The sequence below is a fragment of the Bacillus sp. FSL K6-0972 genome (assembly GCF_037976035.1).
GTDB lineage: Bacteria > Bacillota > Bacilli > Bacillales > Bacillaceae > Bacillus > Bacillus haynesii.
The window spans coordinates 2,501,118-2,527,639 of the sequence record NZ_CP150260.1; the positions used below are offsets into that span (position 1 = coordinate 2,501,118).

Consider the following 26,522-nt stretch of genomic DNA (forward strand, 5'->3'; position numbering starts at 1 on the left):
ATTCTCACCTGCCCTCTGTTCAAACGCTGTTTACTAAAAAAGTGCATGAATTCCTGAGACCGCTTTACTATTATATAGAATTTTTCGAATATTTACGAGGAACAAGGTTTCAATCAAAAAAACCGCCTCCTCCAGAGACGGGTGATCCGGTTTCCTTGCATGGCGGATGCGGATGGCTCTCCTTCCTGTCAAACCTGAGCCACCGGGTATCCTTCGCTTGTAAAAGAAAAAAGAGCGCAGCTGCCTGCGCTCTTTTTTCAAACGACATATTTGCTTTGCCTGTGTGCCATGTAATAAGTGACCGCAGACAGCAAACCGACGGATGCCGCTAAAATGATGATGACCGGAATCATGTCCACCTTCACCGGTGTAAACAGTTTAAAGCCGCCGCTGAAACTGAAAACCGCATGCCCGAGATTAGACAGCAGGTTTTTCAAATCGAACCTGCCTAAAGCAGGGATAAGCAGGCTGTAAACGACATAAAGCAAAGCAGGTGTAATAAAGCTTCTGAAGAGGACGCCCAAATAAAATCCGATCGTCGAAAAGATGAAGCTGACCGCCAGAACGACAACGAGCTGAAGCGGGATATTGCTTTTTGAAACAGCGGGTATTGTGAACTCGCTGACCGGTATGGCCCTTGAAGCCAGGGAATAAAAGACGAGGCTTGACACATATGCCATACATACAACGGCGATCACGGCGGCAGCCATCACCATGTAAACCGAACACTGTTTGGCAAACAGGACGGATTTCCAATCATGGCTGACCGCTTTCACTTTCACCGTCTTGAATCTGATGTCGTAAGAGGAGATATAGATGGCATACAGCGTAAAAGCCAAGGGAAAAATGATGAAGCCCATCAGCTCAAGCGTCATGATGACCGACTGCTTCGGCTCCAGATGGTGGAGGGACAAGACGAAATTCTCATAGTCAAACCTTAAAATATTTTCGACGATCTCTCCGTCGCCATCCTTGCTTTTCAGCTCACCTTCCTTCACCTTGACAGGCGACTCCAGCGCCTGCTTAATATCGATGCCGAGTTCTTTATATTCGCCTTCAGTCTTTTTAAACTGCTGATAGCTGTCAATTGTATTTTTATAATGAACATATATGTATCCGGATGAAATGAATAGTAGAGGAAGCAATAAAATGATGAGCATTTTAGAATACGATTGAAATGCAAGCTCTTTCTTGAAAATATTATAAATATTCTTTATAGACATCGCCCAATTCTGCTCCATTCGTTTTAAAATTGTCAATGTGGATAGCTGAACCGTCTTTCAAGACGTATAGTTGATCGACGATTGAGGAATAAAACTCAAACTGATGGCCGGCGGCAACAATCGTCATCCTGCTTGACCAGTCATTGATCAGCTCCTGAAGCTCCATCATGGACCGGTAGTCAAGGCCGTTTGATATCTCATCCAAAAACAAGTATGACGGTTTGTTTAATGCAGCGATCATTAAAGCCAGCTTTTTCTTTTGTCCGTATGAATAGGTCTTAACCTTTTTTTTCAGCAGCGCCCGGCTGAGAAACTTTTGCGACAATTGTTCAAGCTCTTCTTTGCCGGCAGGTTTATTGATCAGTAGTTTGATATTTTGATAGCCGCTCAGATGATTATAAAATGGGGAATCGTCATAGATGACGTGCACTTTGCTCCTGACGGCTTCAAGCGGCTCGCCGTCGTACAGAATGCCGCCTTCGAAAGGTTCCAGCTTGAGCAGGCATTTCAAGAGTGTCGTTTTCCCGGCGCCGTTTTCCCCCATCAGGAAGGTGACTTTGTTTTTTTCAATATTCATGTTGAGACGGTTGAATACCGTTTTGTTTCCATAAGATTTCGTCAGGTCATCAATTTTGATCAATTTAAAAAACCCTTTCTCGCATCAGGATGGTGTTGCAACATTCTCCATTATACAACGCTGCCATTAATTTCAAAATAGTCTTTTAGCAGCGTTGTATGAAATGGATTATGGTAAATTAATCATTTCCGTATTTTCCTTTTTTATTGACCCACCTTCTGTCTGTAAAGGTTGAGCTGGCGAATTCAACGTCTCCCCACGGTGTAACGGTACCGAAGCTCAGCGTTTTTTTCGCTCTCCATTTGTGAAGTCCTGAAGACTTATAATACCTTTTAATCCCCTTTGCCCTCACGACATTCGGAAAGACGTAGCCGACATCCTGCGATCCGCTGCTTTTCGATACTTTTTTGCCGTTGTAGTACCAGTCGATATAATCTTTTGACCAGGCGAGGAAGCTTCCTCTTTTAATTGTGAGCCTTTTTCCTGCATATGCCGTCACACCGCTTTGGACAGATGCCTGTTCAGGAAGTGATTGAACGTATTCTGTCTTGGCTTCAAGCAATTCCTTTTGCTCACTTGTCAGCTGCCCGTTCCCAGCAGCCGCAGCGAATGAGGATGGAACCAGGAGCACCGCAGACAAAGAAAACCCTAAAATCGCTTTTTTCATTTCATTTCCCTCCGTATTTCTAAAATATTTGTATGTATGTCTTCAGCTGCCATCCATAAGCTACTGCCACATCCATAACAATTTAAGGTCCGAGTTCTCTTATTTTAATGGATGAAAAAATAGATTCCTAGCAGAATGGACCATTTTATCGTTACCTATTGGAAATTATCACCTCCTATATATTTAATACTATACCATATTTTTACTTATTATCAATTCCTATTATTTGGAACTCTCATCATAAATAGCTCGCATCTTTTATAATGGGACTGAAAAAAGGAAGCGTGAGGAAAGGCGAAAAAAGAGGAACCTATATACCTGGAAAGCGATTCAACAGCTGAAAATTCCTAATCGTACAAAAGAATTCATCACTACAAAGTACTCGACAGACCGTCCTCCTTCATGGAGACGGTCATATACTCTTGCTGCCGGGAACCGCCTTCGATTTGGAGGATGAAGAGGCTTTCAGATCAGCTGATCGTTTAGTTGTGAGTGCACATAGCAAAGGCTGCCTAAAACCAAGGCAGCCTCATCCTTTAAAAGTTCTTCGATTTATCGTTCGATTTGCTTTTGGAAGGAAAAATCCGCTGTTCCACCTTTTCATAAAGGGTCAGCATTTGATGAATAAATGACAGCTTCGGTGCTATCCAGAATACAAACAGAGCTGATAACACGCCAAGAAGGGCTCCCACCGCAACATCGAGTGGATAGTGAACGCCCGACCAAATGCGGGAAATACCCACGGTAAACGCAAGTACAAGCCACAGCCAGCCCGTCTTTTTGTGAAACAGGAAGATTAAAAAACCAATTGAAAAAAACAAAATCGTATGGTCGCTCGGAAACGAATTGTCAATTTCATGCTCTATCAGCTTGTTGACATTCGGAAGCGTGGCAAATGGTTGATAGTTGGAATACAGAGAGCCCATCATTTTCCCGAGAATTTCGGCAATCACAAATGCGATGACTGCATAAATGACCATCAATCTGTTTTTTGTCTTCCGGGTAAACCAATAAATAACAAGCCAAGCTCCGAGGAAGTACATCATATATTCGGCCAGAAAGTAAACGGCCGGGTTCAGCATTGAATACTCTTTCCCCAAATCATTAATGAAACGAAAAACATCAATATTTAGCTCTGAAAAAAACACTTCTACATCTCCTTTTTAAAACATTTATAGGAAAAATATCCATTAACAGCATAAAGGAAGGCCTTGCATTTCAGATATTCCGGCCGTCGGGATTCAAAAGCAGAGGAACTTGCAGTCTCTTTGCTGCAAATTCCCCGTGCGCCCATTAATGAATGTCAATCTTTTTAAAGTAAACGATTGTCGCGGCTAATCCAAGAACGGTTGTGGCGGCAACACTGATAAAAGAATATTCGGGCGGATATTCCGGAAAGAACGTACCCGAAGCGATCACCCATACCGCCGACCAAGGGAATAAAGCGCTGTACTCCGTGCCGTATACCATAATGCTGACCATTGATATAATGATCGTAAAGATAATGGTGGGCACGTAATTTTTAAACAGCAATGTCACAAATATAATTGGACTGACCAGGAAAAAAAGAAGCGCCCCACCTATCATAAATTGTTTAAACCCTTCTATTAAAACCGCCGAACTGAGCCCTTCAAACTGACCGATCAGCCCAAACAGTAGCGTCAGCACCCAGGCGATTAACGTCAGCATCATGATCCAAATGAGGAGCAAGACCAATTTGCTGACAATCAGGCTGATTCTTGAAACAGGAATCGTCAATAGATTCTTTAGCGTGCTTTCAGCGTATTCCCGATTGAATAAATATGATGTAATCACGCCGTACAACGGGACTCCGATCAAAAGCACAATATACAGGTTGGTGTCGGAAAAGGTCTCACTGAAGCGAATCGGTACATCAGGGTACTTGGCTTTCTTAGCCAAAGACGATATAAAACAGATGAAAGGGGCTGCCGCCGCTCCTAAGATGCTGACCAGAAACATCTGTGAACGCTTAAGCTTCAGCAATTCGGTATATAGCAAATTAGCCAATCGTCCCGCCCCCTATCAACTTCACGAAGTAGTCTTCAAGACTGTCTTCGCTCATCGTAATCTTCAATACATCTATTCCGTTTTCGACAAACAATTTATTGAGCTTTCCCTGCTGGCCCAAATGGGAGTATACCCGGATGATCCCGTCCTGGTGAACTTCGTAGTCATGAATATCAAAATGCTGTTCCATCAGAACGACCGCTTTATTTTGATCGGATAATTGAAATTCTAGATATTTGCGGTTTCTTTTTTTGAGATGGTCAAACGGAATTTCCTCAAGCAGTTTTCCTTCATGAATGATCCCGACATGATCGACAAGCTGTTCGATTTCAGACAAAATGTGGCTTGATATAAAGATGGTGATGTTTCTTTCTTTGGCGAGAGAATGAATGAGTCTTCTCATTTCTTTGATACCGATCGGGTCCAAGCCGTTTGTCGGTTCGTCCAGTATCAACAGCTCCGGATAGTGAAGCAAGGCTCTTGCAATTCCCAGCCTTTGTTTCATTCCCAAGGAATACTTGCCGACGAGCTTTTTCGTTTCATGCTGCAGGCCCACGATCTCCAATACTTCATCGATCGCATTCTTTTTATGGATACCTATGATTTTCGCGTTGATCAGCAGGTTTTCCCTTGCCGTCAAGTTCGCGTAAAAGCCGGGCACTTCCACGATAGATCCGATTCTTCTTAAAATTTCTTTTTTATTCTTGAAAAAATTCTCTCCGAAAATTTCTATCTGCCCACTGGTCGGTTTGATCAGACCCAGCAGCATTCTGATCGTCGTCGTCTTGCCGGCGCCGTTCCGCCCCAAAAAGCCGTATATATCTCCTTGTTTTACGTTGATATTGAGATGATCTACAGACTTTTGCGGCCCGTACATTTTCGTGAGATCCGTCGTTTTAATAATTGTGCTCAAAGTTGATCCTCTCTCTTTCACTAGCCTTATAACTACATCATAAACAGAAGGATTTAACTTCTTCTTAACCAATTCTTAATTAATTCTTAAATGATTGGAGATGGTTTTGTTTAGGCAGCGAAAAACCAAACGTCGTTTTTTCCCACGGGACGCTCTGTGCCCAAATGCGTCCGCGGTTTTTTTCGACGAGCGATTTGGCGATGGCAAGCCCCAGGCCGCTCCCGTCATCAAGGCTTCTCGACCGGTCTCTGCGGTACATTCTATCAAATACGTTTTCAATATCGTTTTCCGGAATCCCCGGACCTTGATCCCAGATGAGAAGCTGATATTCATGTTCTGATTCTGTCAGTTCGATTCCAAGTACTTTTCCCTCTTTTCCATAGTGAATGCCGTTTCTGACGATGTTTTCGATCACGCGGATCAGGCTGAGCCGATCTGCGATAACAAAGCATTTCTTTTCCGGAATCTGCACATTCAAATCAATGTCATGTTTTTTCAGTTCCGGCAAAAAGTCGATCAGTGTTTCCCTGGCGACTTCGGCAAGGTCAAAGAACTCTGTTTTCAACTGAACTTCATTTGCATCCAATTTCGCCATGTTGAATATTTCATCGATCAATTGCTTTAGACTGTTGGATTTTTTAGAAAGGATGTTGAGATATTCCTGTTTCTCTTCTTCCGAAGACGCGACCCCGTCTTTTAATGCATCAACATAGCCAATAATTGATGTGAGCGGCGTTCGGATATCGTGGGAAATATTAGACAGCAGCCGTTTTCTAGCCGCTTCCGATTTTGCGGCGTTGATTTGAATTTTTTCAAGCTGCTCTATCAATTCGTTGATGGAAAAAATGATTTCATTAAACGGCTGATCGCCTTTCGCCAGCAATCTTCTTCTTAAATTTCCATCCGCCACACGCTTCAGCTCGGTTTCGATCAGCTTTAAGCGATCGATGAAGCGAAGCCTCAACGTAAACAGCAGCGCGGTAACGGCAAACAGAAAAATAAACAACGTTGTGCTGAAAACCCCAAAGGAAGCCGTTTTCAAATAGATGAACAAAAGTGCTGCAATCGCCGCACTTTGCAGAATGAGAAGCAGCAGCTTTTTATCGGTCAGCATCTTTCTCACCTACAAACTTATAGCCAATTCCCCAAACGGTTTGAATAAATTGTGGATCGGAAGGGTCCGGCTCTATTTTTTTTCTCAGCCTTCTGATATGCACCATGACCGTATTATCATCTTCTATGTATTGGTCGCTCCAAGCGTTTCGAAACAGCTGCGTTTTCGTAAATACCTGCCCCGGATTTGAGGCGAAAAACTTCAGCAGTTCAAACTCCTTCGCCGTCAGGGAGATCTCCTGTCCGCCTGCGGTGACCGTATATGTTTTCAAATCGATGGTCAATCCTTTAAATTGAATCAGCGATTGTTCATCGGAGCGGCTTTCGCTGCCGAGGACCAAAAAGCGCCTCAGCATGGCTTTGATCCGCGCAAGCACTTCGTTCACACTGAAGGGCTTTGTTATATAATCGTCAGCACCGATGGACAGTCCTAAAATTTTATCGCCTTCAAGGTCTTTGGCGGTCAGCATCAGGATCGGAACATTCGTATGATTCCTCATCCTTCTGCAGACCTCGATGCCGTCGATTTTCGGCATCATGACATCCAATATCACGAGGTGGTAATGGTTTTGTTCAAACAGCCTTAACGCATCTTCCCCGTCAACTGCCACGTCAACCTCATAACACTCTCTTTTTAAATAGGTTTTCAATAAATCTCTGATTTCTTTTTCATCATCCGCTATGAGCACTCGAATGGCTTCCACTTGGTTCACCCGCTTTTATTTTGTCTTGATAGATGTTAACACCGCAGCACCCGCTGCTGCTTGTTTTTTGAAATATTTCCTCTCTTTTCTTTGCCTTTCATTATAACAGAGAGTTGATGAGGCAAACAAAAGGCATCCCGAAAAGGATGCCGTTTTGTTCATATTTTGACAGTCTTATTGATGATATCATGGATCAATCTTGCATTTCTTTCAAGAATGTCGGGATGGGATTTGGAGATCATTTGCATATGGGTTCCGGCTCCTTGAACGACTGTAAAGGTTTTGGACACCGCTTTTTCCCACATCATCATATTTTCATCCCGCTGATTGTCGCTTGACTTGATATAGCTGATATGTCCGTCAATTGTGCCGGTTGTGACTGTGTTTTGTATATATACATAAGACTTCATCACCAAGTCCACTAAATAGTCGCTCATTAATTTCTCTGCATCGCGGTATTTCTCAAGTTCAAATGTTTTGGATATCTCTTCTCTGTATTCTTCCTCTGTGAACTGACGTTTCTCGGCTTTTGTCCGATATTTTGAATCGATGATGATCAAATCTTCGACTTCATATCCTTGCCGGTTCAATTCTTTTGCCACATCAAATGCCAGGATTCCGCCGGATGAATAGCCGATTAATGTATATGGCCCTTCACCTTGAATGTTTTTGATGATATCTGCGTATTTTCGAATCCTGTTTGCGGATGGAATGAAGTTGAAGCTGTACACCGAATGCTGCTTTAAATGCTTGGCCAATCCCATGTAGGCAATGCCCATCGACGCGGCCGGCGGGAAGCAGAACAGGTTTTTGCTGCCTTCTTCCGCCCTGGTCAGCTGCATGCAATCATCTGTGTAGTCTTTCAGCAAGTCTTGTGCATGCTTCAGAAAATCAGACAGCTCTTTAATTGTCGGCTTGGAGAAAATGTCCTTAAACGGCACTCTGAAGCCAAGCTCTGCATATAGCTTAGAGACAAATGACATGACGTTTAAAGAATTCGCCCCGATATCAAATAAGTTGGCGTTGATGCCAATCTGTTCGATATTTAAGATGTCTTCCCAAATGGCGGCCATTTTTTCTTCCAGCTCATGTCTTGGAGGCTCGTACTCCAGTAAAGCGCCCGCGCTTCGATCTGGCTCTGGAAGGGCCTTCAAGTCGACTTTTCCGTTTGGTGTCAGCGGCAGCTCATCAAGCTTCAGCAAATAGGACGGCACCATATATTCCGGAAGCCCCTTCGCCAAAAACGCTTTAATGTCTTCCTGTGTGATGTCTCTTTCGGAAACGACGTATGCGCAAAGAACTTGATTGTTGCTTTGATCTGTTTTGGCGGCAACCGCCGCTTCTTTTATATCACTGTGCCTTAACAATTGATGTTCGATTTCGCCAAGTTCGATGCGGTAGCCCCGAATCTTGACTTGATGATCGATCCGGCCCAGATACTCAATATGTCCATCCGGCCTCATCCTCGCAAGATCTCCTGTTCGGTACATTCTTTCACCCGGTAAAAACGGATTTGACAGGAATTTTTCAGACGTCAGCTCCGGTTTGTTCAAATAGCCTTTTGCGACTCCGTCTCCGCTGATATACAGCTCTCCGGAAATTCCAACCGGCTGCACTTCCTGACGCTCATCCAAAATATATAGCTGGACATTTGAGGCCGGCTTGCCGATCGGGACAGAAACTTGGCGGTCCCGGTCGGCATCATATTGATAGATCATGCAGCCGACAACCGTTTCAGTCGGACCGTATTCATTGTAGATTTCAATTTTGTGATGAAATCTCTCCGTGATTTCTTTGGCCAGTTCCGTTTTTAAATCTTCCCCGCCGACGATCAGGCGTTTGATGCTTGATTTGCTTTGATCCATGTCTTTGACAAGGCTTAAATGAGACGGGGTTAATTTGACAATCCCGGCTTTTTTATCTCTGAATACTTTTCGAATCAGCGGTTCCCCGTCTTCGCTATGCTGATAAACAATCACCCGATTGCCTGAGATTAATGGCGTAAATATCGATGTCACCGTTAAATCAAAGGCAATGGATGAGTAGAGGGCAAAATCGAGCTGTTCGCCTTGGACATATACACGGTCAGCCCAGGTAATATAGTTGACCAGCCCTCTTTGCCTGATCATAACCCCTTTCGGTTTGCCTGTAGAACCTGACGTGTAGATGATATATGCAAGGCTGTCGGCGTTACCCGCCGGTTCCAGATTGTCAGCCGGAAAACTGCTGAAATCTCCGGTTAATTCGACGGCTTCTTGATGAAGTGTACCCAAGTCCTGCTTGTGATCCACGAGGATGATGGCCGCGCCGCTGTCTTCAAGCATATACTTGATCCTTTCTTCCGGATAATCGGGATCAATCGGCAAATAGGCTCCTCCGGCTTTCAAAATCCCCATGATTCCGACCACCATTTCCGGTGAGCGTTCTGCCATGATGGCAACAATCGTATCCGCTTTGACTCCTCTGTCCCTGAGGTATCTAGCAAGCTGATTTGATTTTTCATTGAGCTCGCGGTACGTCAGTTTGTCATTTCCTGAGACAACCGCAGCAAGCTCAGGGGTTTTTTCGGCTTGTTCCTCAAACAGCCGGTGAATCGTCTGATTCGGATATTCCGCTTTCGTGTCATTCCATTCGTACAACAGCCTGTTTCTTTCAGCTTCCGAAAGGACTGTGATGTCGTTTAATGACTGATCTTCATTTTGGACCACCTGTTCCATCACTTGTTGAAGGTGTCCTTTGATGCCGGCGATGATGTGGTCATGATAGATATTTCCGTCATAAGTCAATTTGATGACCAAACGTTTGCCCGGGACGGCCACAATATTAAATCCGTAATTTGTTTGTTCTTCGGCGTGAATTTCTTCAAAGACAAAACCGGCACCGCGTTTGCCGCTTGTCTCAAATGCACTCTGATCAACCGCGTAATTTTCGAAAATCAGGATATGATCCAGCAGCTCTCTTTTTAATTCACTGAGCGACTGCACTTCCGACAAATTCATGTCATGATATGTCCTGCCTTCTAAAGCCTGTTCCTGAACGCTTTTGATGAGCTCCTTAAAGCTTTGGCTTTTTTCCAGCCTGATTCTCGTCGGTACAGTGTTGATGAATAGTCCGACCATTTTTTCGATTCCGGCTACTTGTGCATCCCTTCCGGAAATGACTGTACCGAATACGACATCATCCGTTTGATTGTACCTTGCCAAAAGCATTCCCCAAATGCATTGTAAAACAGTATGGAAGGTGACATTGTTACGGCTGGCAAGCTCTATGATCCGGCCGGTCAATTGTTCCGGGAATTCTATGACGGCCTCTTTTCTCTTATATTTCGCATGTCCGGATGAACTTGCCAAAACCGAAATCGGCGATTTTTCGGTAAAGCCTGATAAATAGTTTCTCCAGTACGCTTTTGCAGCTTCTTTATCCTGTTGCTTTAGCCACCCGATATAATCGCTGTACGGTCTTGCCTCTTCAAGCCGGTGTTTTTGCCCGGCTGCTTTCATATGATACATTTGGAACAGCTCTCCCATAATGATTCCCCGGGACCAGCCGTCAAGCAGAATATGGTGGTTTGTCCATATGAACGTATAACTGTCATCCCCGGTTCTCATCAGCGCGGCTCTGATCAATGGTTCGCTGTTGAAGCGAAAACCTTTTTCCCGATCTGCTTTGCGATACGCTTGAATCACTTGCTCCTGTTCCGCCGGACGCTGCTTTCGCAAGTCATGATAGTCAAGATTGATCTTTCTGTCCTTGATGATCACATTTCTTGGTTCATCCGTTATTTCATACTCAATAGAGGCCCTTAGAATCTCGTGCCTTTCCATGATGTCATCGAACGTTTCTGCAAACAGGCGCTCATCGATCAATCCTTTCATATTGATGGCCATTTGTTCAAAGTACGCCTGTGATTCTTTGTCTTCGAGCGCGTGGAACAGCATGCCCCTTTGCATATTGGCAAGCGGATAGATTTTTTCGATTTCCATCCCTTTATATTTCAGTTTGATTTCCTCAAGCTGATCTAAGCTGATGCCTTTGTCTCCGTAATCAGACGGCGTTTTTTCCGTCTCTTCTCGTTCCGCACAGTGGCGAATGACCGCTTTAAGGGCTTCTTTATATTTTTGTGCAAAAGCGCTGACGACGTCTTCACTGTATGCTCTTGTGTTATAGGTCGTTTGAATGGCCAGTCTTCCCCTGAAGACCACCGCATTGATTTCGAGTGGATTTTCTCTTGTGATGCCCTTTCCGGCTGCTTCTCCCGGCGACAGGTGTGATGAAGAAAATTCTCCGCTGTTGATGTCTTCATCAAGCTGTCCCAGGTAATTGAACAAGATTGGTGATGTTGCGCCTTTTGCGATCTCACTGTCCCGAGTGAGATACTTTAAAATTCCGTAGCCGATGCCTTTGTTCGGCACGTTTCGTAAGTGCTCTTTCACCATTTTAATCGTCCTGGACATGTCTGTTTCTTGTCCCAAATCGATGAATACCGGGTATTTCGAGGTAAACCATCCGACCGTTCTGCTGATGTCGATGCCATCTGCCACCTTTTCTCTTCCATGCCCCTCCAGCGTGATTCTTAATTTATTTTGCCCGGTCATATCTCTTGCCGCCACCAGAAGCGCTGTGATCAGAAGATCGTTGATTTCGGTACGGTAAGCTTGGTTTGTTTCTCTTAATAGCCGCGCTGTCTCCTCTTTTTCGAGTTCTGTGCTGAATGTTTTGCTGTCCTCAACTTTGAAGACCCCTGCATCTTCATTCATTTCCAGGAATTCGACGTCATCACAAATGGCCTTCAGCCAATACTGTTTTTCACCAAGCAGTTTTTCAGTTTTTGAATATTCCGTGATGTGCCGCGCATATTCCTGGTAGGAAGCCGTTTTTGGATAAAACTCGACTTTTTCCCCATTCGATAACTGACTGTACCCCAGCGCCAAATCTTCAAATAATATTCTCCAAGAGATACCGTCGATCACAAGGTGATGGATGATGATCAGCAGGTGATCTCCATTATTCGTTTTGAAGATCGCCAGTTTGACCAAAGGGCCGGTTTTAATATCGATGCTTTGCTGAAGCTCCGTTGCCAATTGGTACACTTTCTGAGGCTTGTCGTTTTCGCTTGAGACATCATAGACAAATAGGTCAAACAGCTTTTTGTCCGGTCCCCGGTTGTACTGAATGATCTTTCCGTCTTCTTCTTTAAACACCGTCCGGAGTGCATCGTGATGTGTGATGATTTCTCTAAATACACGTTTAACGATGCTCTCGTCGAATCCGTTTTTTCTATACAGCATAACCGCATGGTTGTAATGGTTCCTGTCCGTTTTGTTCAACGAGAAATACTCTTGTTGAATCGGGGTCAAGAGAATCTCGCCCTCTACCGTTTCATAGGATGTTGATTTGTCGGTTTCGGCCTTGACATATCGGCTCAAAGACTTGATTTGCGGATTTGTAAACAGATCTTTCATTTCTAGCGACAGGCCTTCTCTTGATAATCTTGAGATCATTTGCAGCGCTTTGATGGAATCGCCGCCTGCTGCAAAGAAGTGATGAGTGATTCCGATTTTGTCAATGCCAAGCACTTCTTCCCATATTTGAACAAGCTTTTCTTCCGTCTCGTTCCGCGGCTGTTCGTATTCCGTCTCTTTTCCCAGCTGCGGTTCAGGCAATGCGGCCGTATCGATCTTTCCGTTGGCTGAAAGCGGCACCTTCTCAATTTGGACAAACGAAGACGGAATCATATATTCTGGAAGCTCACGCATCAGATACGTCCTGATGTCCTCGAACGGCAATTCGGTGTCTGCTGTGAAATAGGCGCACAGCTGTTTTGCACCTTTATGGTCTTCCCTTGCAACAATGAAGGCTTCCTTGATATCATCATGAGCCAACAGCCTGTTTTTGATTTCTTCCGGTTCTATTCTGTAGCCCCTTACCTTTACTTGGCTGTCCATCCGGCCTGCAAGTTCGATATTTCCATCGCTCAGCCTTCTGGCAAGGTCCCCGGTCCTGAACATTTTTGTATGCGGTGCAAACGGATTTTCGACGAATTTTTCTTTCGTGATATCCGGTTTGTTTACATAGCCGCCTGTCACTCCGGCTCCTGCGATGCAGAGCTCTCCGTACACACCTTCCGGAAGCAGCTTCATGTTTTCATCCAGCACATACGCATTCGTATTATGAATCGGAGTTCCGATAACCGGATATTCTTTGAAAGAATGGAGGTGTTCCGGGTCGATCACTTTAAAGACTGAGCCGATTGTCGTTTCCGTCGGGCCATAATGATTCATGACCACATGATCCGGATATTGGTTGTAAAATGTCTCAACATCCCTTGTATTGATCATCTCTCCGCCCAAGACGACCAGCCTGAGAGTGGCGCAAGATTTTTCGGCGGAAAAGCCCGGATCATTGACAAAAATGTTAAACAGAGACGGCGTCAGTTTGATATAGGTGATGCCGTTTTCTTTGATATACTGTAAAGCCCGGTGCGCATTTGTATAACATTCTTTTCGTGCGATATGCAGTTCGCTTCCGCTTAAAAGAGCCGAAAAGATGCTCGTATAGCCCAAATCGAACGCATATGAGGACACAAGCATGGCTTTGTCGTTTTCTGTAAGACCCGCTTCCTTCATAAACCATGTTGTATAGTTCACCACGTTCCCGTGTCTGACAAATACGCCTTTTGGCTTTCCGGTGGAGCCTGATGTGTATATAATATATGCATTCTGATCGGCTGAACCCGATGCAGACAGGTTTGACGCGGCCTTCGCATCAATCAAACCGTCGGCAATATTGACGATTTCTCCAGCGAACGCGACGTTTTCTTTGAGAGAGCCTTTGATAAGCAATATTGCAGCTCTGCTGTCACTTAAAATCTCATTCGTCCGTTTGGCCAATTGCTCCGGCTCGATCGGCACGTAAGCCGCTCCGGCTTTCAGTACCGCCAGCATGGAAATGATCATCTCAAGCGATGGTTCAATCATGATCGCTATAGGTGCACCGGCGCTTGCTCCTTTGTCTCTCAAAAGCCTTGCCAATTGGTTTGCTCTTTCGTTCAGTTCCCTGTACGTCAGCTTTTCATCCGCAAAGACCACCGCTGTTTGCTCCGGCGTTTTGCCAGCCTGATGCTCAAACAGCTGATGAACCGTTTGATCTTTAGGATAATCTGTTTGTTGTCCTTGATTCTGATCCCGAAGCACTCTCATTTCTTCATCTGACAGCATGTTCACGTCGCTCAACGGCATTTGCGGATCGTTTGCCGCTTCCTTCAGAATATTGATCAAATGGCCCGCCATTCTTTCAATCGTGGACCGCTTAAACAATTTTGTACTGTAGTTGAAAACACATTGAATGCCTTCATTTGTCTCAGCGGCTGTCAGAGTCAAATCAAATTTTGAGATGTTCACCTCGGTTTGGAGCGGCTGGAATGTCAAGCCGTCGATGTCCGCTTCATCGCCGTCGAAGTTTTGCAGAACAAGCATGGTATCAAACAGCGGGTGTCTGCTCATATCCCGTTTGACATTAAGTTTTTCAACCAGTTCATCAAATGGATAGTCTTGATTTTCATAAGCTTTCAGCGCCGTTTCTTTGACCTCTTTTAAATAGTCGGCAAATGGCATGTCTCCTTTTGGATAGTTCCTCATCGCCAGCGTGTTGATAAACAGTCCGATGACATGTTTCAAATCGGTGTGATGCCTTCCCGCGATCGGTGAGCCGACAACGATATCCTCCTGGCCTGTATACTTTGCCAAGAGCGTTGTGTATCCCGCCAAAAGTAACATATACATCGTCGCGCCGTTCTCTTTCGCCAGTTTGTTCAGCATGGCGGACGTTTCGCCGTCTATTTCAAACTGAACGATATCTCCTTCAATCGAACGCTTTTGCGGACGTTTTTCATCCGCCGGCAAATTCAGCACCGGCACTTCACCTTGAAAAACGTTGAGCCAGTAGTCTTCCTGGCGTTTAATCTCATCTTTTTGATAAAAAAGTTTTTGCCATTCTGAAAAGTCTTTGTACTGAATCGTTAACGGCTGCAATGTTTTCCCCTCATACAACTCGGCCAGTTCTCTTGTGAAAATGGCCATGGATACCCCGTCTGAAATGATATGGTGCATGTCGAACATCAGTACATGTTCATCGCCACTCGCTTTTAATACTTCCACTCTTAAAAGCGGCGCTTTTTCCAAAGCAAACGGCTTGATGAACGCTTTGATTTTTTCTTCCAGCCGGTCCTGTCCGAGTCGTCCGTACTTCACTTTAAAATCGACTTCTTTTTCGATTTTTTGTACAGGCTCGCCGTCAACCATCACAAAGGCCGTTCTCAAGGATTCATGCCTTTCTATCAACTGCCGAAAAGCGTCCTCGAATCGGTCGACATCAAAATCTCCTGCAATTTTCATGGCGAAAGGCATGTTGTAAGAGAGGCCGCCTGGTTCGATTTGATGAAGGATATACAGCCTTCTTTGTGCGGATGACAATGCGTAATACTCTTTCTCTTCCGCTTGTGTGATGGACGCATAAGTGCTTTCTTTCATGGATTCGATAAAATCACCGATGTCTTTGATTGTTGGTGTTTCGAATATTTGTCTTAAAGGGACTTCAATCTTCATTTCTTTATGCAATTTTGCAGTCAATGCCGCAGCTTTTAAGGAATGGCCGCCAAGTTCAAAGAAATTGTGGCTGATTCCGATGTTTTCGATCCCTAAAACGTTCTCCCAGATTGAGACAAGCTTTTCCTCTGTGCGGTTCCTCGGTGCTTCGTACGTCGCTTCACTGATTGTGCCGCTAGGTTCAGGGAGCGCTTTTCTGTCGATTTTGCCGTTTGCCGTAAGCGGCAATTGATCTAGCTTGACAAAGTATGACGGCACCATGTAATCCGGCAGTTCTTTTAACAAGCATTTTCTGACGTCTGCAATGCCGGCCGTTTTGTCCGCGACGATATATGCGCATAGGTATTTGCCGCCGGCTTGATCTTCCCGCGCCATAACTGCCGCCGCGTCAATGCCTTCTATTTTCAGCAATTGGTTTTCGATTTCGCCCAGTTCGATTCTGAATCCGCGGATTTTGACTTGGTGATCGATTCTTCCTAAATATTCGATTTGGCCATCAGGCAAAAATCTTGCGAGATCCCCCGTCCGGTACATGTTTTCTCCTGGAACAAACGGGTTTGGAACAAATTTTTCAAGCGTGAGGTCAGGTCTGTTTAAGTATCCGCGAGCAAGGCCTTCCCCGCTCAAACAAAGTTCGCCGGGCGTCCCCAACGGCAGCAGCTGCTGGTTGTGATTTAAAATATAAGCCTTGTGGTTGCTGATCGGCCGGCCGATGACGGCTTTTTCGTCATCTTTTCGCAGCTCGCCCCGCGTTGAGCAAACGCTGTTTTCCGTCGGTCCGTATTCATTAAACAATTTGACGTTCGGCAGCTTTTCAAAATGCAGCCGGATCAGACTTTCATTGAAGCCTTCCCCTGCGACCGTGACAAATCTTAAGTCCTCTAAAGGCTGCTCAATCGTTTCAAGCAGGCTTAGATAAAAGCTTGGAACGGCCAGCAAGTTTGTCGCTTTATGCATTCGCATCGTGCCGATGATCTCACGCGGACTCATCCGCAAATCTCTAATTAAAACCAGCTTCGCCCCAGATATAAGCGTCGTGAAAATATCTTCAACAGAACTGTCAAATGAAAAGGACGGCACTTGAAGTGTGGCATCGGCTGTACTGTAGCCATACGATTGTTTCCTCCAATAAAGCGTATTGACAATTGATTGATGGTTGACCATGACACCCTTCGGCTTTCCGGTCGAACCTGAAGTATAGATGACATAAGCCATGTCGGAAGAGCCGCTGGTGTCCCCTAAGTTCTCTGTGGCCATGTCTTTTGCCAGCCCTTTTTCGTTCATATCGATACAGGTGAAATCAACGTCAATCTGTTTGTCCGCCTTTTTCAGCAGGATGCTAATGCCGCTGTCTTCGATCATGTACCTGATCCGGTCTTCCGGATACTCGGGATCGATCGGCAAGTAAGCGCCTCCGGCCTTCATCACCGCCAGCATTCCGACGATCATCTCCACAGAACGTTCCGCCATAACGCCGATGATCATGTCAGGTTTGACGCCTTTTTCCCTTAACAGTCCCGCCAGCTGATTTGACCTTTCATTCAATGCTTTGTACGAGAGCTCCTCCTTTTCAAATACAACCGCAGTATGCCCAGGCGTCCGTTCCGCCTGTTCTTCAAATAATTGATGGATCGTTTTATTTCTTGGATAATCTGCGTTTGTCCGGTTGAACTCATATAGAAGCGTCTTTCTTTCTTCCTCCGCCAGCATGTCAATCTCTGCGATTTTCCGGTTCTCATTTGCCGTCACTTGCTCAGCGACCCTTTTGATATGACCTTCGATATTGTTGATGATATCCCTGTCATAGACATTGCCGTCATATGTCAAAACAAGGGTGAGCTCTTCGCCAGGAGTCACCGACATACTAAAACTGTAATTGCTTTGTTCCGCAGCGCTGATCTCATTCACCTTAAAGCCTGTCTTCATTTGGCTCTCTTCAAAGTCCTGTTCATCAGCTTCATAGTTCTCGAATACGAGAATATGATCGATCAGATCTTTCTTTAAGCTGCTCAAAGCCTGGACTTCTGCGAGATTCAAATAGTTGTAGCGGTTGCTTTGAATCGCATCTTCCTGAACCTTTCGCAAACAATCGTTAAAACGCGCCTGCTCATTGAATCTGATTCTTGTCGGGATGGTGTTGATAAACAGACCGATCATGTCTTCGATTCCGTCTACGTTTGCTTCCCTGCCCGATACGACCGTTCCAAACACGACATCATCGATCTTATTATATCTCGTTAGCATCAGGCCCCAAATCGTTTGAATCACCGTATGAAGCGTGACGCTGTTTTTGGCAGCGAGCTCCTTCAATTGTTTTGTCAGCTGTTTTGACAAATGGATGACCTTCTCCTGGCGGTCATACCTGCTGCTTTTTTTGCGTTTTGTTAATGTTGGCAGCTGCGCCTGTTCCTCATACCCTTTCAAATATTCGCGCCAATATTGACGGCCCTCTTCTTGATCTTGTCTTTCAAGCCACTTGATATAATCGCTGTACGGCTTCGTCTCCTTTAATGGACTGGCTTTGCCGTTCATCCGGTTTTCATAGATGACAAACAGCTCGCGCATGATGATGCCAAGGCACCAGCCATCGAGTAAAATATGGTGATGGCTCCAGACAAGCCGGTACGAGCGCTCGGCTGTTTTCAGCAAATAAGCCCTCATCAGTACATCTCTGCTTAAATCAAAGCCTTTTTTTCGATCTTCATTGATCAATCTTTCAATGAAGATTTCCTGTTGCTGAGCGGAGCTTTTCGCGATATTGAAATAGGTGAAGTCGATGCTGCGGTTTTCGATGATGATCTGCCTCGGTTCTTCAACGATTTCATATTCATAAGAGGCCCTTAAGATTTCATGCCGTTTCATGATGTCATTAAAGCTTGCCTCAAGAATCGCCGGATCGACATATCCTTCAATATCCATGACCGTCTGCTGAAAATATGCATCTGAGGTATGATCCTCGATGGCATGAAACAGCATACCTTTTTGCATGTTGGCGAGCGGATAGATTTTTTCAATGGCGCTTCTGTATTTTCCTTTGATTTCTTCAAGTTCGGCTAAACTGATATTAGTATCTCCATAGTCGGACGGTGTTCTTTCGCTTTCCGTCTGTTGCGTGCAGTGCTTAATGATTTGTTCCAGGCTTTCTTTCAATTGATTATTCAGCCGGCTGATCGTATCTTTTTCGTATTCCAATTGATTAAAGGTGGTATGAATCACCAGTTCATGATTGATCACGATGGCGTTGATTTCGATAGAATGACTTCTCGCAATTTTTCCGCCGATGCTTTCCCCTTCGGAGAAGCTGGATCCGGAAAATTCGCCGCGGTTCATGTCGGCATCGATCTCGCCTAAATAGTTAAATGAAATCCGGGCTTTTTCTTCGTTGATAAAATCCGGGTCTTCGGCCATATACTTTAATATCCCGTAGCCGATTCCTTTATTCGGTATTTTTCTCAACGTTTCTTTGACCATTTTGATATGTTGGGAGAGATCTTTTTCTTCCCCTGCATCAAGAAGCACCGGATACATCGTCGTAAACCAGCCGATTGTTCTCGTGATGTCAACGCCTTCTAAAATATCTTCCCTGCCGTGGCCTTCCATCATGACCTTCAGTTTATTTTCCCCTGTGATGTCCCTTGCTCCGGTCAGTAATGCCGTTAACAAAATATCGTTGATTTCGGTGTTGTAGGCTCTGTTCGTGTTTCGCAAAAGGTCCGCTGTTGCCTCTTTACCGAGCTTGATGCTTAAAGTCGTGCTGTTTTCGTATACATCTTCCTTTAATATGTTCTTTGGCGGAATAAACCGGACACGAGCCATGGCAATGTCCCGCCAATACTCGGCTTCCTTCGATAATGTTCGGCTGTGGGCGTGTGCTTTTAACCTGCGGGCGAATTCTTGATAGGAATCCGTTTTGTAGCCGATCTCGAGCGTTTGCCCCTTTAATGCCTGACTGTACAATGTTTCGAAATCCTCAAACAGAATTCTCCACGATACACCGTCAACGACAAGATGATGGATCACAATGAGCAGGTGGTCGCCCTCATCAGCCCGGAAGATGCCGAGATGAACAAGTTTTCCTTTTCTAATCGATGATTGTTTTTGAATGCTTGTCGCCAGCTCAAACACCTTTTCCGCTTGACAATCAAGCCCTCTTATATCATAAACATCGAGGTCGAACTGATCTTCCCGGAAGCTTCTGTTGTACTGAATGAAGTCCCCGTCTTTTTCTTCATAGATCATCCTTAACGCGTCGTGTTGCTCCATTATTTTATTGAAAGCCTTTCTGACACAGCTTTCGTCAAATCCGCCCTTTCTGAAGAGCACAAATGACTGGTTAAAGTGATCTAGCTCTTCTTTGTTATTAGCAAAATACCATTTTTGGATCGGAGTGAGTTCTGCATGTCCTCTGACGATTGTATTGGCATTTTGCCTCTGTGATTGTTTTTTAACATACTTGGCAAGATCCTTGATTCTCGGATTGGCGAACAAATCCTTCATTTCAAGCTTCAGGCCAAGCCTGGACAGCCTTGAGACGATTTGCAACGCCTTGATCGAATCGCCTCCTGCCGCAAAGAAGTGATGGCTGATACCGATGTCTCCGGCACCGAGAACATCCCTCCAGATGTCAACGAGCTTAGCTTCTGTGTCATTCCGCGGCGCTTCGTATTCCGCTCCTGTGGCGACATGTCTGTCAGGTGCAGGAAGTGCTTTTCGATCGACTTTATCGTTTGATGTGAGCGGCAGCTTATCAAGTCTGACAAAATAAGCCGGAATCATATAGTGAGGGAGCTCTTTTTCGAGCCATTCACTGATCTCGGTTGACGTCCAATCTTCTTTGGAGACGATATAAGCGCACAAGTAATGGCTGTTGTCGTCGTCTTTCCTGGCTATAACCGCCGCTTCATCGATTTTGTCAAGCTTGAGCAATTGATTCTCGATTTCCCCCAGTTCAATCCGGTATCCGCGAATTTTCACCTGATGGTCGATTCTTCCTAAAAACTCGAGATGTCCATCAGGAAGCCATCTGGCCAGATCACCCGTCCGGTACAATCTTTCTCCTGATACAAACGGATGTGAAATAAACTTTTCGGCTGTCAGTTCCGGCCGGTTTAAATACCCGCGTGCAAGGCTGATTCCGCCGACGCACAGCTCTCCAACAACGCCTGTCGGCACAGGCTTCTGGTTTTGATCCAATACATATACGTTTGTATTGGCAATCGGACTGCCGATATGAGGACGCCCGGATCCTCCGTAAACCCCCGCCGTTGCACAGACCGTCGTTTCCGTCGGTCCGTAGGCATTGATAAACAACCGATTTCCGGACCATCTTTTTGCCAGTTCTTCGCTGCAGGCAGAGCCCGCGGAAACGATTACTTTGAGGTTTTCCAACCTGGATTCATCCAACACATTCAGAACGGTCGGCGGCAAAGTCGCATGAGTAATGTCATGCTGCCTTAAAAAGCTTGTTAACGGCTGCCCCGGCATCATTTCCTCCTGCCGTCCCAAAACCAAAGCCGCCCCGGCTGCCAGCGCTGAAAAGATCTCAAATGCTGACGCATCAAATGATAGCGAAGCAAATTGAATCACTCTGCTGTCCGTGTTTAAATGCATCAAGTTGACAACCGCTGAAACGAGATTGCTCAGCCCTTTTTGTTCGATTAAGACACCCTTCGGTTTTCCTGTGGACCCTGAAGTATAGATGATGTAAGCCAGATCCCCGCAGCGGCTGACGGGCTCCAATCGGCCCGCATCCTGTGCGGCAATTTGTTTGTCGTGAATATCTATGTTGATCATGCCGGCCTCTTTGATAAAGGCCCGTTTTTTGATGAGCGCCTCTTCCGACAGGAGAAATTTTGTTTGGCTGTCGTCCAGGATGTATTTGATCCTGTCTTCAGGATATGCCGGATCAAGCGGCAGGTACGCGCCTCCGGCCTTCAAAATCCCCAGAATGCCGACGATCATCTCGGGAGAGCGGTCCACCATGATGCCGACCGCTGTGTCCGGTTTAACCCCTTTGTCTCTTAAAAACCGAGCCAGCTGATTTGACCTCTCATGCAATTGTCGATATGTCAGTTTTTGATCTTCAAAAACGACCGCGGTTTGGTCAGGCGATGTCTCCGCCCGCTCAGCAAACAGCCGGCAAATGGTTTTGTCTGTTGGAGCATCAGTTTTCGTATCATTAAACTGATATAACAATGTGTTTTTTTCGTCTTCTGACATGACCTCTATTTGATTCAGCCGCTTGTCCGGGCGATTGGAAATGTCCTCCAAAACACGGACGAAATGCGCCGCCATCCTTTCGACCGTTTCTCTTTTAAACAGCTTCGTACAATATTCCAAATCAAATTCTACCTTCGAGTCTTTTTCGATTGCCGATAAAGTGAGGTCAAACTTTGAAATATGGACGTCGCTTTCAAACGGTTCAAATGTCAGCCCTTTTATTTCAGCATCCGCTTTTTCCAGGTTTTGCAGGACAAACATCGTATCAAACAGCGGATTTCTGCTCATGTCGCGGTCAAGGTTAAGCTGTTCAACAAGATCGTCAAATTGATAATCTTGGTTTTCATACGCCTTCAGCGCCGTCTCTTTTACATCTTGCAAATATTCAGCGAATGTCTTGTCGCCTTTCGGATAATTTCTCATCGCCAGCGTATTGACAAACATCCCGATCACATGTTTCAGCTCGTGATGCTTTCTTCCTTGAATCGGCGTTCCGATAATCAAATCTTCTTGTCCGCAATATGTTCGAAGCAAAACCGTATACGCCGCCAGAAGAAGCATATACATGGTGGCTCCGTTGTCTTTGGCGATCCGCTCGAGCTTCTTCGTCAATTCGCCGTCGATTACAAAACCGATTCTATCGCCTTCAACACTGTGCATTTGCGGCCTTGGGAAATCTGTCGGCATGTTGAGGACTGGAATCTCGCCTTTGAAAATATTGAGCCAGTAGTCTTTTTGCCTTTTGACCTCATCTTTTTGATAAAAATCCCTTTGCCATTCTGAATAATCTTTATATTGGAGGCTGAGCGGCGCCAGTTCTTTTCCGCCGTACAAATCGCAAATTTCTTTTGTCAAAACCCCCATCGATGCGCCGTCTGAAATGATATGGTGCATATCAAACAGAATGATATGTTCCTCGTCATTAACCTTGACCACCTCTGTTCTAAAAAGCGGGGCCTTTTTTAAATCAAACGGTCTGACAAATTGTTTGATGATCTCCTGAATGGATAGAGACTCTATTTCGCTGCATTTGATGCTGAAATCTACTTCTTTTTCAATCTTTTGAACAGGCTCTCCATCCGCCATCAAGAAGGACGTTCTAAGCGCTTCATGTCTTTGAATGACAATTTGCAATGCGTTCTCAAACCGGCGTATATCGAAGGAGCCCTTGACTTTCATGGTAAAAGGGATGTTGTAGGACAATCCGCTCCCTTCGATTTGATTGAGAATGTACAGTCTTTTTTGTGCGGATGAAAGACGATAGTATTCTTTTTCTTCCACTTTTTTGATAGATGAATAAACACTATCTTTTGTCGATCTGATATATTCTCCCAATCCTTTGATTGTCGGCGTTTTAAAGATTTGCCCAAGAGGGATTTCAGCTTTGAGCTCCTTTCGGATTCTTGCCGCCATCGCGGCCGCTTTGAGAGAATGTCCTCCCATCTCGAAAAAATGATCGTTAATACCGGATTTTTCCACCTTTAAAATATCCCGCCAAATCGCCGCCAACTTTTCTTCCGTTTCATTTCGCGGCATTTCATATTCGCTTTCCGCCCCCGCCGTTCTGTCCGGCTCAGGCAGAGCTTTTCTGTCCACTTTCCCGTTTTTGGTAAGCGGCAGCTTGTCCATTTTCACGAAATAGGCGGGAATCATGTATTCCGGAAGCTTTTCACCTAAAAATCCTTTCAGCTCATCAAGGGAAATTTCGCGATTTGCCGTGATATAGGCGCAAATGTACGGGCGGTTCTCTTCGTCTTCCCTGACGGTGACGATCGTCTCATTGATGTCTTCATGCATCTCCAGCCGGCTTTCGATTTCGCCGAGTTCGATTCTGAAGCCGCGGATTTTCACCTGGTGGTCGATTCGGCCGATGAATTCGATGTTGCCGTCTGTCAGCCATTTCGCCAAATCGCCCGTCTTGTACAGCCTTTCCCTAGCCACAAACGGGTGCGGGATGAATTTTTCAGCTGTCAGCTCCTCGCGGTTTAAATATCCTTTGCTTAACCCGTCTCCTGCGATGCACAGCTCTCCAGGAACCCCGATTGGAAGGAGCTTACCGGCTTCGTCCATGATCAAAACCGACGTATTCGCCAGCGGGCTGCCGATCGGAATCGTTTCCGCTTCATCGTCTATCTCGTTGATGAAGTAATATGTCGCATACACCGTGCTTTCCGTCGGGCCGTAAACATGAATCAATTTATCACGGCCGACATGATCCAGCACTTTTCTCACATGCGGAATCGACGCTCTTTCCCCGCCGAAGAGGATTTTCCGCAGCTTGGCAAGACAGCCGATATTGATGTCGGCGAGCGTATTGAACAGCGCCGTTGTAATGAACATCACGCTAACTTGTTCTTTTTTTATCACTCCGGCCAGCTCATGTGTATTCAAGACCGTCTCTTTTTCGATCAGGACGAGTGAGGCTCCGTTTAATAAAGCGCCGAAGATGTCGAACACCGATCCGTCAAACGAATAGTTGGACAGCTGGAGGATGACATCGTTTCCTGTGATGTCGATATAATTGGTATTTTTAACGACTCTTGCCGCACTGTAGTGCGGGGTGACGACGCCTTTTGGCGTTCCCGTAGATCCTGATGTGTAGATGATATAGGCGGTATCGCCGGAATCATTGACAGAACCGAGCGGTTCTTTACTGAATCCGTCTGTTGCCCCTTTGTCCAGATGTATCATGTCAGCCGCACAATTGATTCCGTCTGCAGCTTTTCCTTGCGTAAGCAGCACCGCGGCTTTCGTGTCGCTGAGCATGAAGGCAATTCTGTCTTTGGGCGTTTCAGGGTCGATCGGCAAATACGCACCTCCTGCTTTTAAAATACCGATGATGCCGATGATCATTTCGAAGGAGCGGTCCGCGATGATCGCCGCAATCGAGCCTCTGCCGATACCTTTTTCCCTGAGAAGTCTCGCGGTTTGGTTTGCTTTTTCATTCAGCTCTCTGTAGGTCATGCGCTGAGCACCGAACACAAGAGCCGTATGGTCAGGCGTCTTCATGGCCTGTTCTTCAAAGAGCTCATGAAGCGGCCTGTCTTTCGGGTAACCCGTTTTTGTATCGTTGAATGTGTGTAAAATCCTGTGTTTTTCTTCTTCAGACACAAGATTGATGTCTCGTAATGTTTGTGTCTCATCTTCCGCCACTTGTTCTGCGACGGTGATGATATGCTTTTCTAGTGTTTCGATGATGGTGTTGTCATACACATTTTCATCATAGATGAAGAGTAGCTTTAATTGATCGTCAAGAGCTGCGGAAATGCTGAAATGATAATTGGTTTGTTCTTCCCCGCTGACATTCACCATTTCAAAACCTACATCATTTTTTTCTTCAAACGCTTTTTGGTCAACGGCATAGTTTTCAAACACCATGACATGGTCGACTAAATCGTTTTTCAACTCGCTTAGCGCTTGGACCTCCGCTAAATTCATGTAATTGTAGCGACTGCTTTCCAAAGCGTCGGTTTGGGTTTGGCGCAGAACATCTTGAAAACGCTTGTCTTTGTCAAGCCTGATTCTGGTCGGGATGGTGTTGATGAAGACGCCGACCATTTTTTCTATACCTTCCACTTCGGCATCTCTACCGGAAACAACGGTTCCGAACACCACATCCTCGCTGTTGTTGTATTTCGCCAAAATCACGCCCCAAATGCTTTGCAGCACGGTATTGATCGTCACATGATTCTGGTTGGCCAATTTGATCAGGCGATCTGTCAATTCTTTGGAACATTTAATCGTTTTCTCTCTTCTTTTAAAACCCGTCTCAGAAGGTGTGCGGAGCTTTGGAAGCGAATTTTTTTGATCATAGCCGCTCAAATAGCGCTCCCAATAGCTCTGAGCTTCTTCTTTATCCTGATCCTCCAGCCATTTGATATAATCGCTGTACGGCCTCGGGTCTTCTAATTGATGATTTTGGCCTTTCCGCTTCATTTCATATATCGTCAACAGTTCATCCAGGATGATGCCAAGGCACCATCCGTCAAGCAAAATGTGATGATATGTCCAGACAAATTGATACGAATCGTCAGTCGTTCTGATGAGGCAGGCTCTCATCAACGTATCTTTGGCTAAGTCAAAACCCTTTTGTCTATCTTCTGCCAAATATCTCTCCAAAACACCGTCTTGATCATGCCGGCTCCGTATATCAAGATAGTCAAACTTCATCTGCCGATCTTTGATAATGACGTGCAGCGGCTCATCCAATCTGTGATGAAATGATGCTCTTAGGATCTCATGCCTTTTCATGACTTCATTTAGGCTTTCTTCAAACATCCGCTCATCCACATCACCTTTTAATTCAATGATGAACTGCTCAAAATATGCGTGTGACGCTTCGTCTTTCATGGCATGAAACAGCATTCCTTTTTGCATGTTTGATAACGGATATATTTTCTCAACTTTTGTTTTCATATCGTCATCTCATCTCCTAGAATTCCTTTTGTTTTCAGATCCACATGGGCCGCCCATTT

The 26,522-nt window shown here is 45.3% G+C and carries 9 protein-coding genes; all 9 read right to left on the reverse strand.

Annotated features, from left to right (window positions below):
- Positions 1–257: 257 nt before the first annotated feature.
- Positions 258–1,223 (reverse strand): ABC transporter permease, encoded by a 966-nt coding sequence (locus MKX80_RS12645; protein ID WP_154995302.1) that lies wholly within the window; start codon positions 1,221–1,223, stop codon positions 258–260.
- Positions 1,201–1,863: an ATP-binding cassette domain-containing protein gene (locus MKX80_RS12650; RefSeq protein ID WP_154995300.1), complete on the reverse strand. Its 663-nt coding sequence runs from the start codon at positions 1,861–1,863 to the stop codon at positions 1,201–1,203. Before MKX80_RS12650 ends, MKX80_RS12645 begins: the two co-directional genes overlap by 23 nt.
- A gap of 115 nt (positions 1,864–1,978) precedes the next feature.
- Complete coding sequence (locus MKX80_RS12655) at positions 1,979–2,467, reverse strand: hypothetical protein (protein WP_154995298.1); 489 nt, start codon at positions 2,465–2,467, stop codon at positions 1,979–1,981.
- A gap of 536 nt (positions 2,468–3,003) precedes the next feature.
- Positions 3,004–3,615 carry an undecaprenyl-diphosphatase gene (locus tag MKX80_RS12660; RefSeq protein ID WP_182070425.1) on the reverse strand — a complete coding sequence of 204 codons (612 nt, stop codon included), beginning with the start codon at positions 3,613–3,615 and terminating at the stop codon, positions 3,004–3,006.
- A 145-nt stretch (positions 3,616–3,760) separates the two neighbouring features.
- Positions 3,761–4,495 carry an ABC transporter permease gene (locus MKX80_RS12665; protein WP_020452073.1) on the reverse strand — a complete coding sequence of 245 codons (735 nt, stop codon included), beginning with the start codon at positions 4,493–4,495 and terminating at the stop codon, positions 3,761–3,763.
- Positions 4,488–5,408: a bacitracin resistance ABC transporter ATP-binding subunit BcrA gene (bcrA, locus tag MKX80_RS12670; RefSeq protein ID WP_154995295.1), complete on the reverse strand. Its 921-nt coding sequence runs from the start codon at positions 5,406–5,408 to the stop codon at positions 4,488–4,490. The genes MKX80_RS12665 and bcrA overlap by 8 nt, the downstream gene beginning before the upstream one ends.
- Positions 5,409–5,487: 79 nt before the next feature.
- Entirely contained in the window at positions 5,488–6,522 is a 1,035-nt protein-coding gene (locus tag MKX80_RS12675) for a HAMP domain-containing sensor histidine kinase (protein WP_234111943.1), read from the reverse strand.
- Positions 6,509–7,225, reverse strand: a complete 717-nt coding sequence (locus tag MKX80_RS12680; RefSeq protein WP_020452076.1) for a response regulator transcription factor — start codon at positions 7,223–7,225, stop codon at positions 6,509–6,511. Before MKX80_RS12680 ends, MKX80_RS12675 begins: the two co-directional genes overlap by 14 nt.
- A gap of 158 nt (positions 7,226–7,383) precedes the next feature.
- A complete protein-coding gene (gene bacC, locus MKX80_RS12685; RefSeq protein WP_339226899.1) occupies positions 7,384–26,463 on the reverse strand; it encodes a bacitracin non-ribosomal peptide synthetase BacC in 19,080 nt (6,359 codons plus the stop codon).
- Positions 26,464–26,522: the final 59 nt, after the last annotated feature.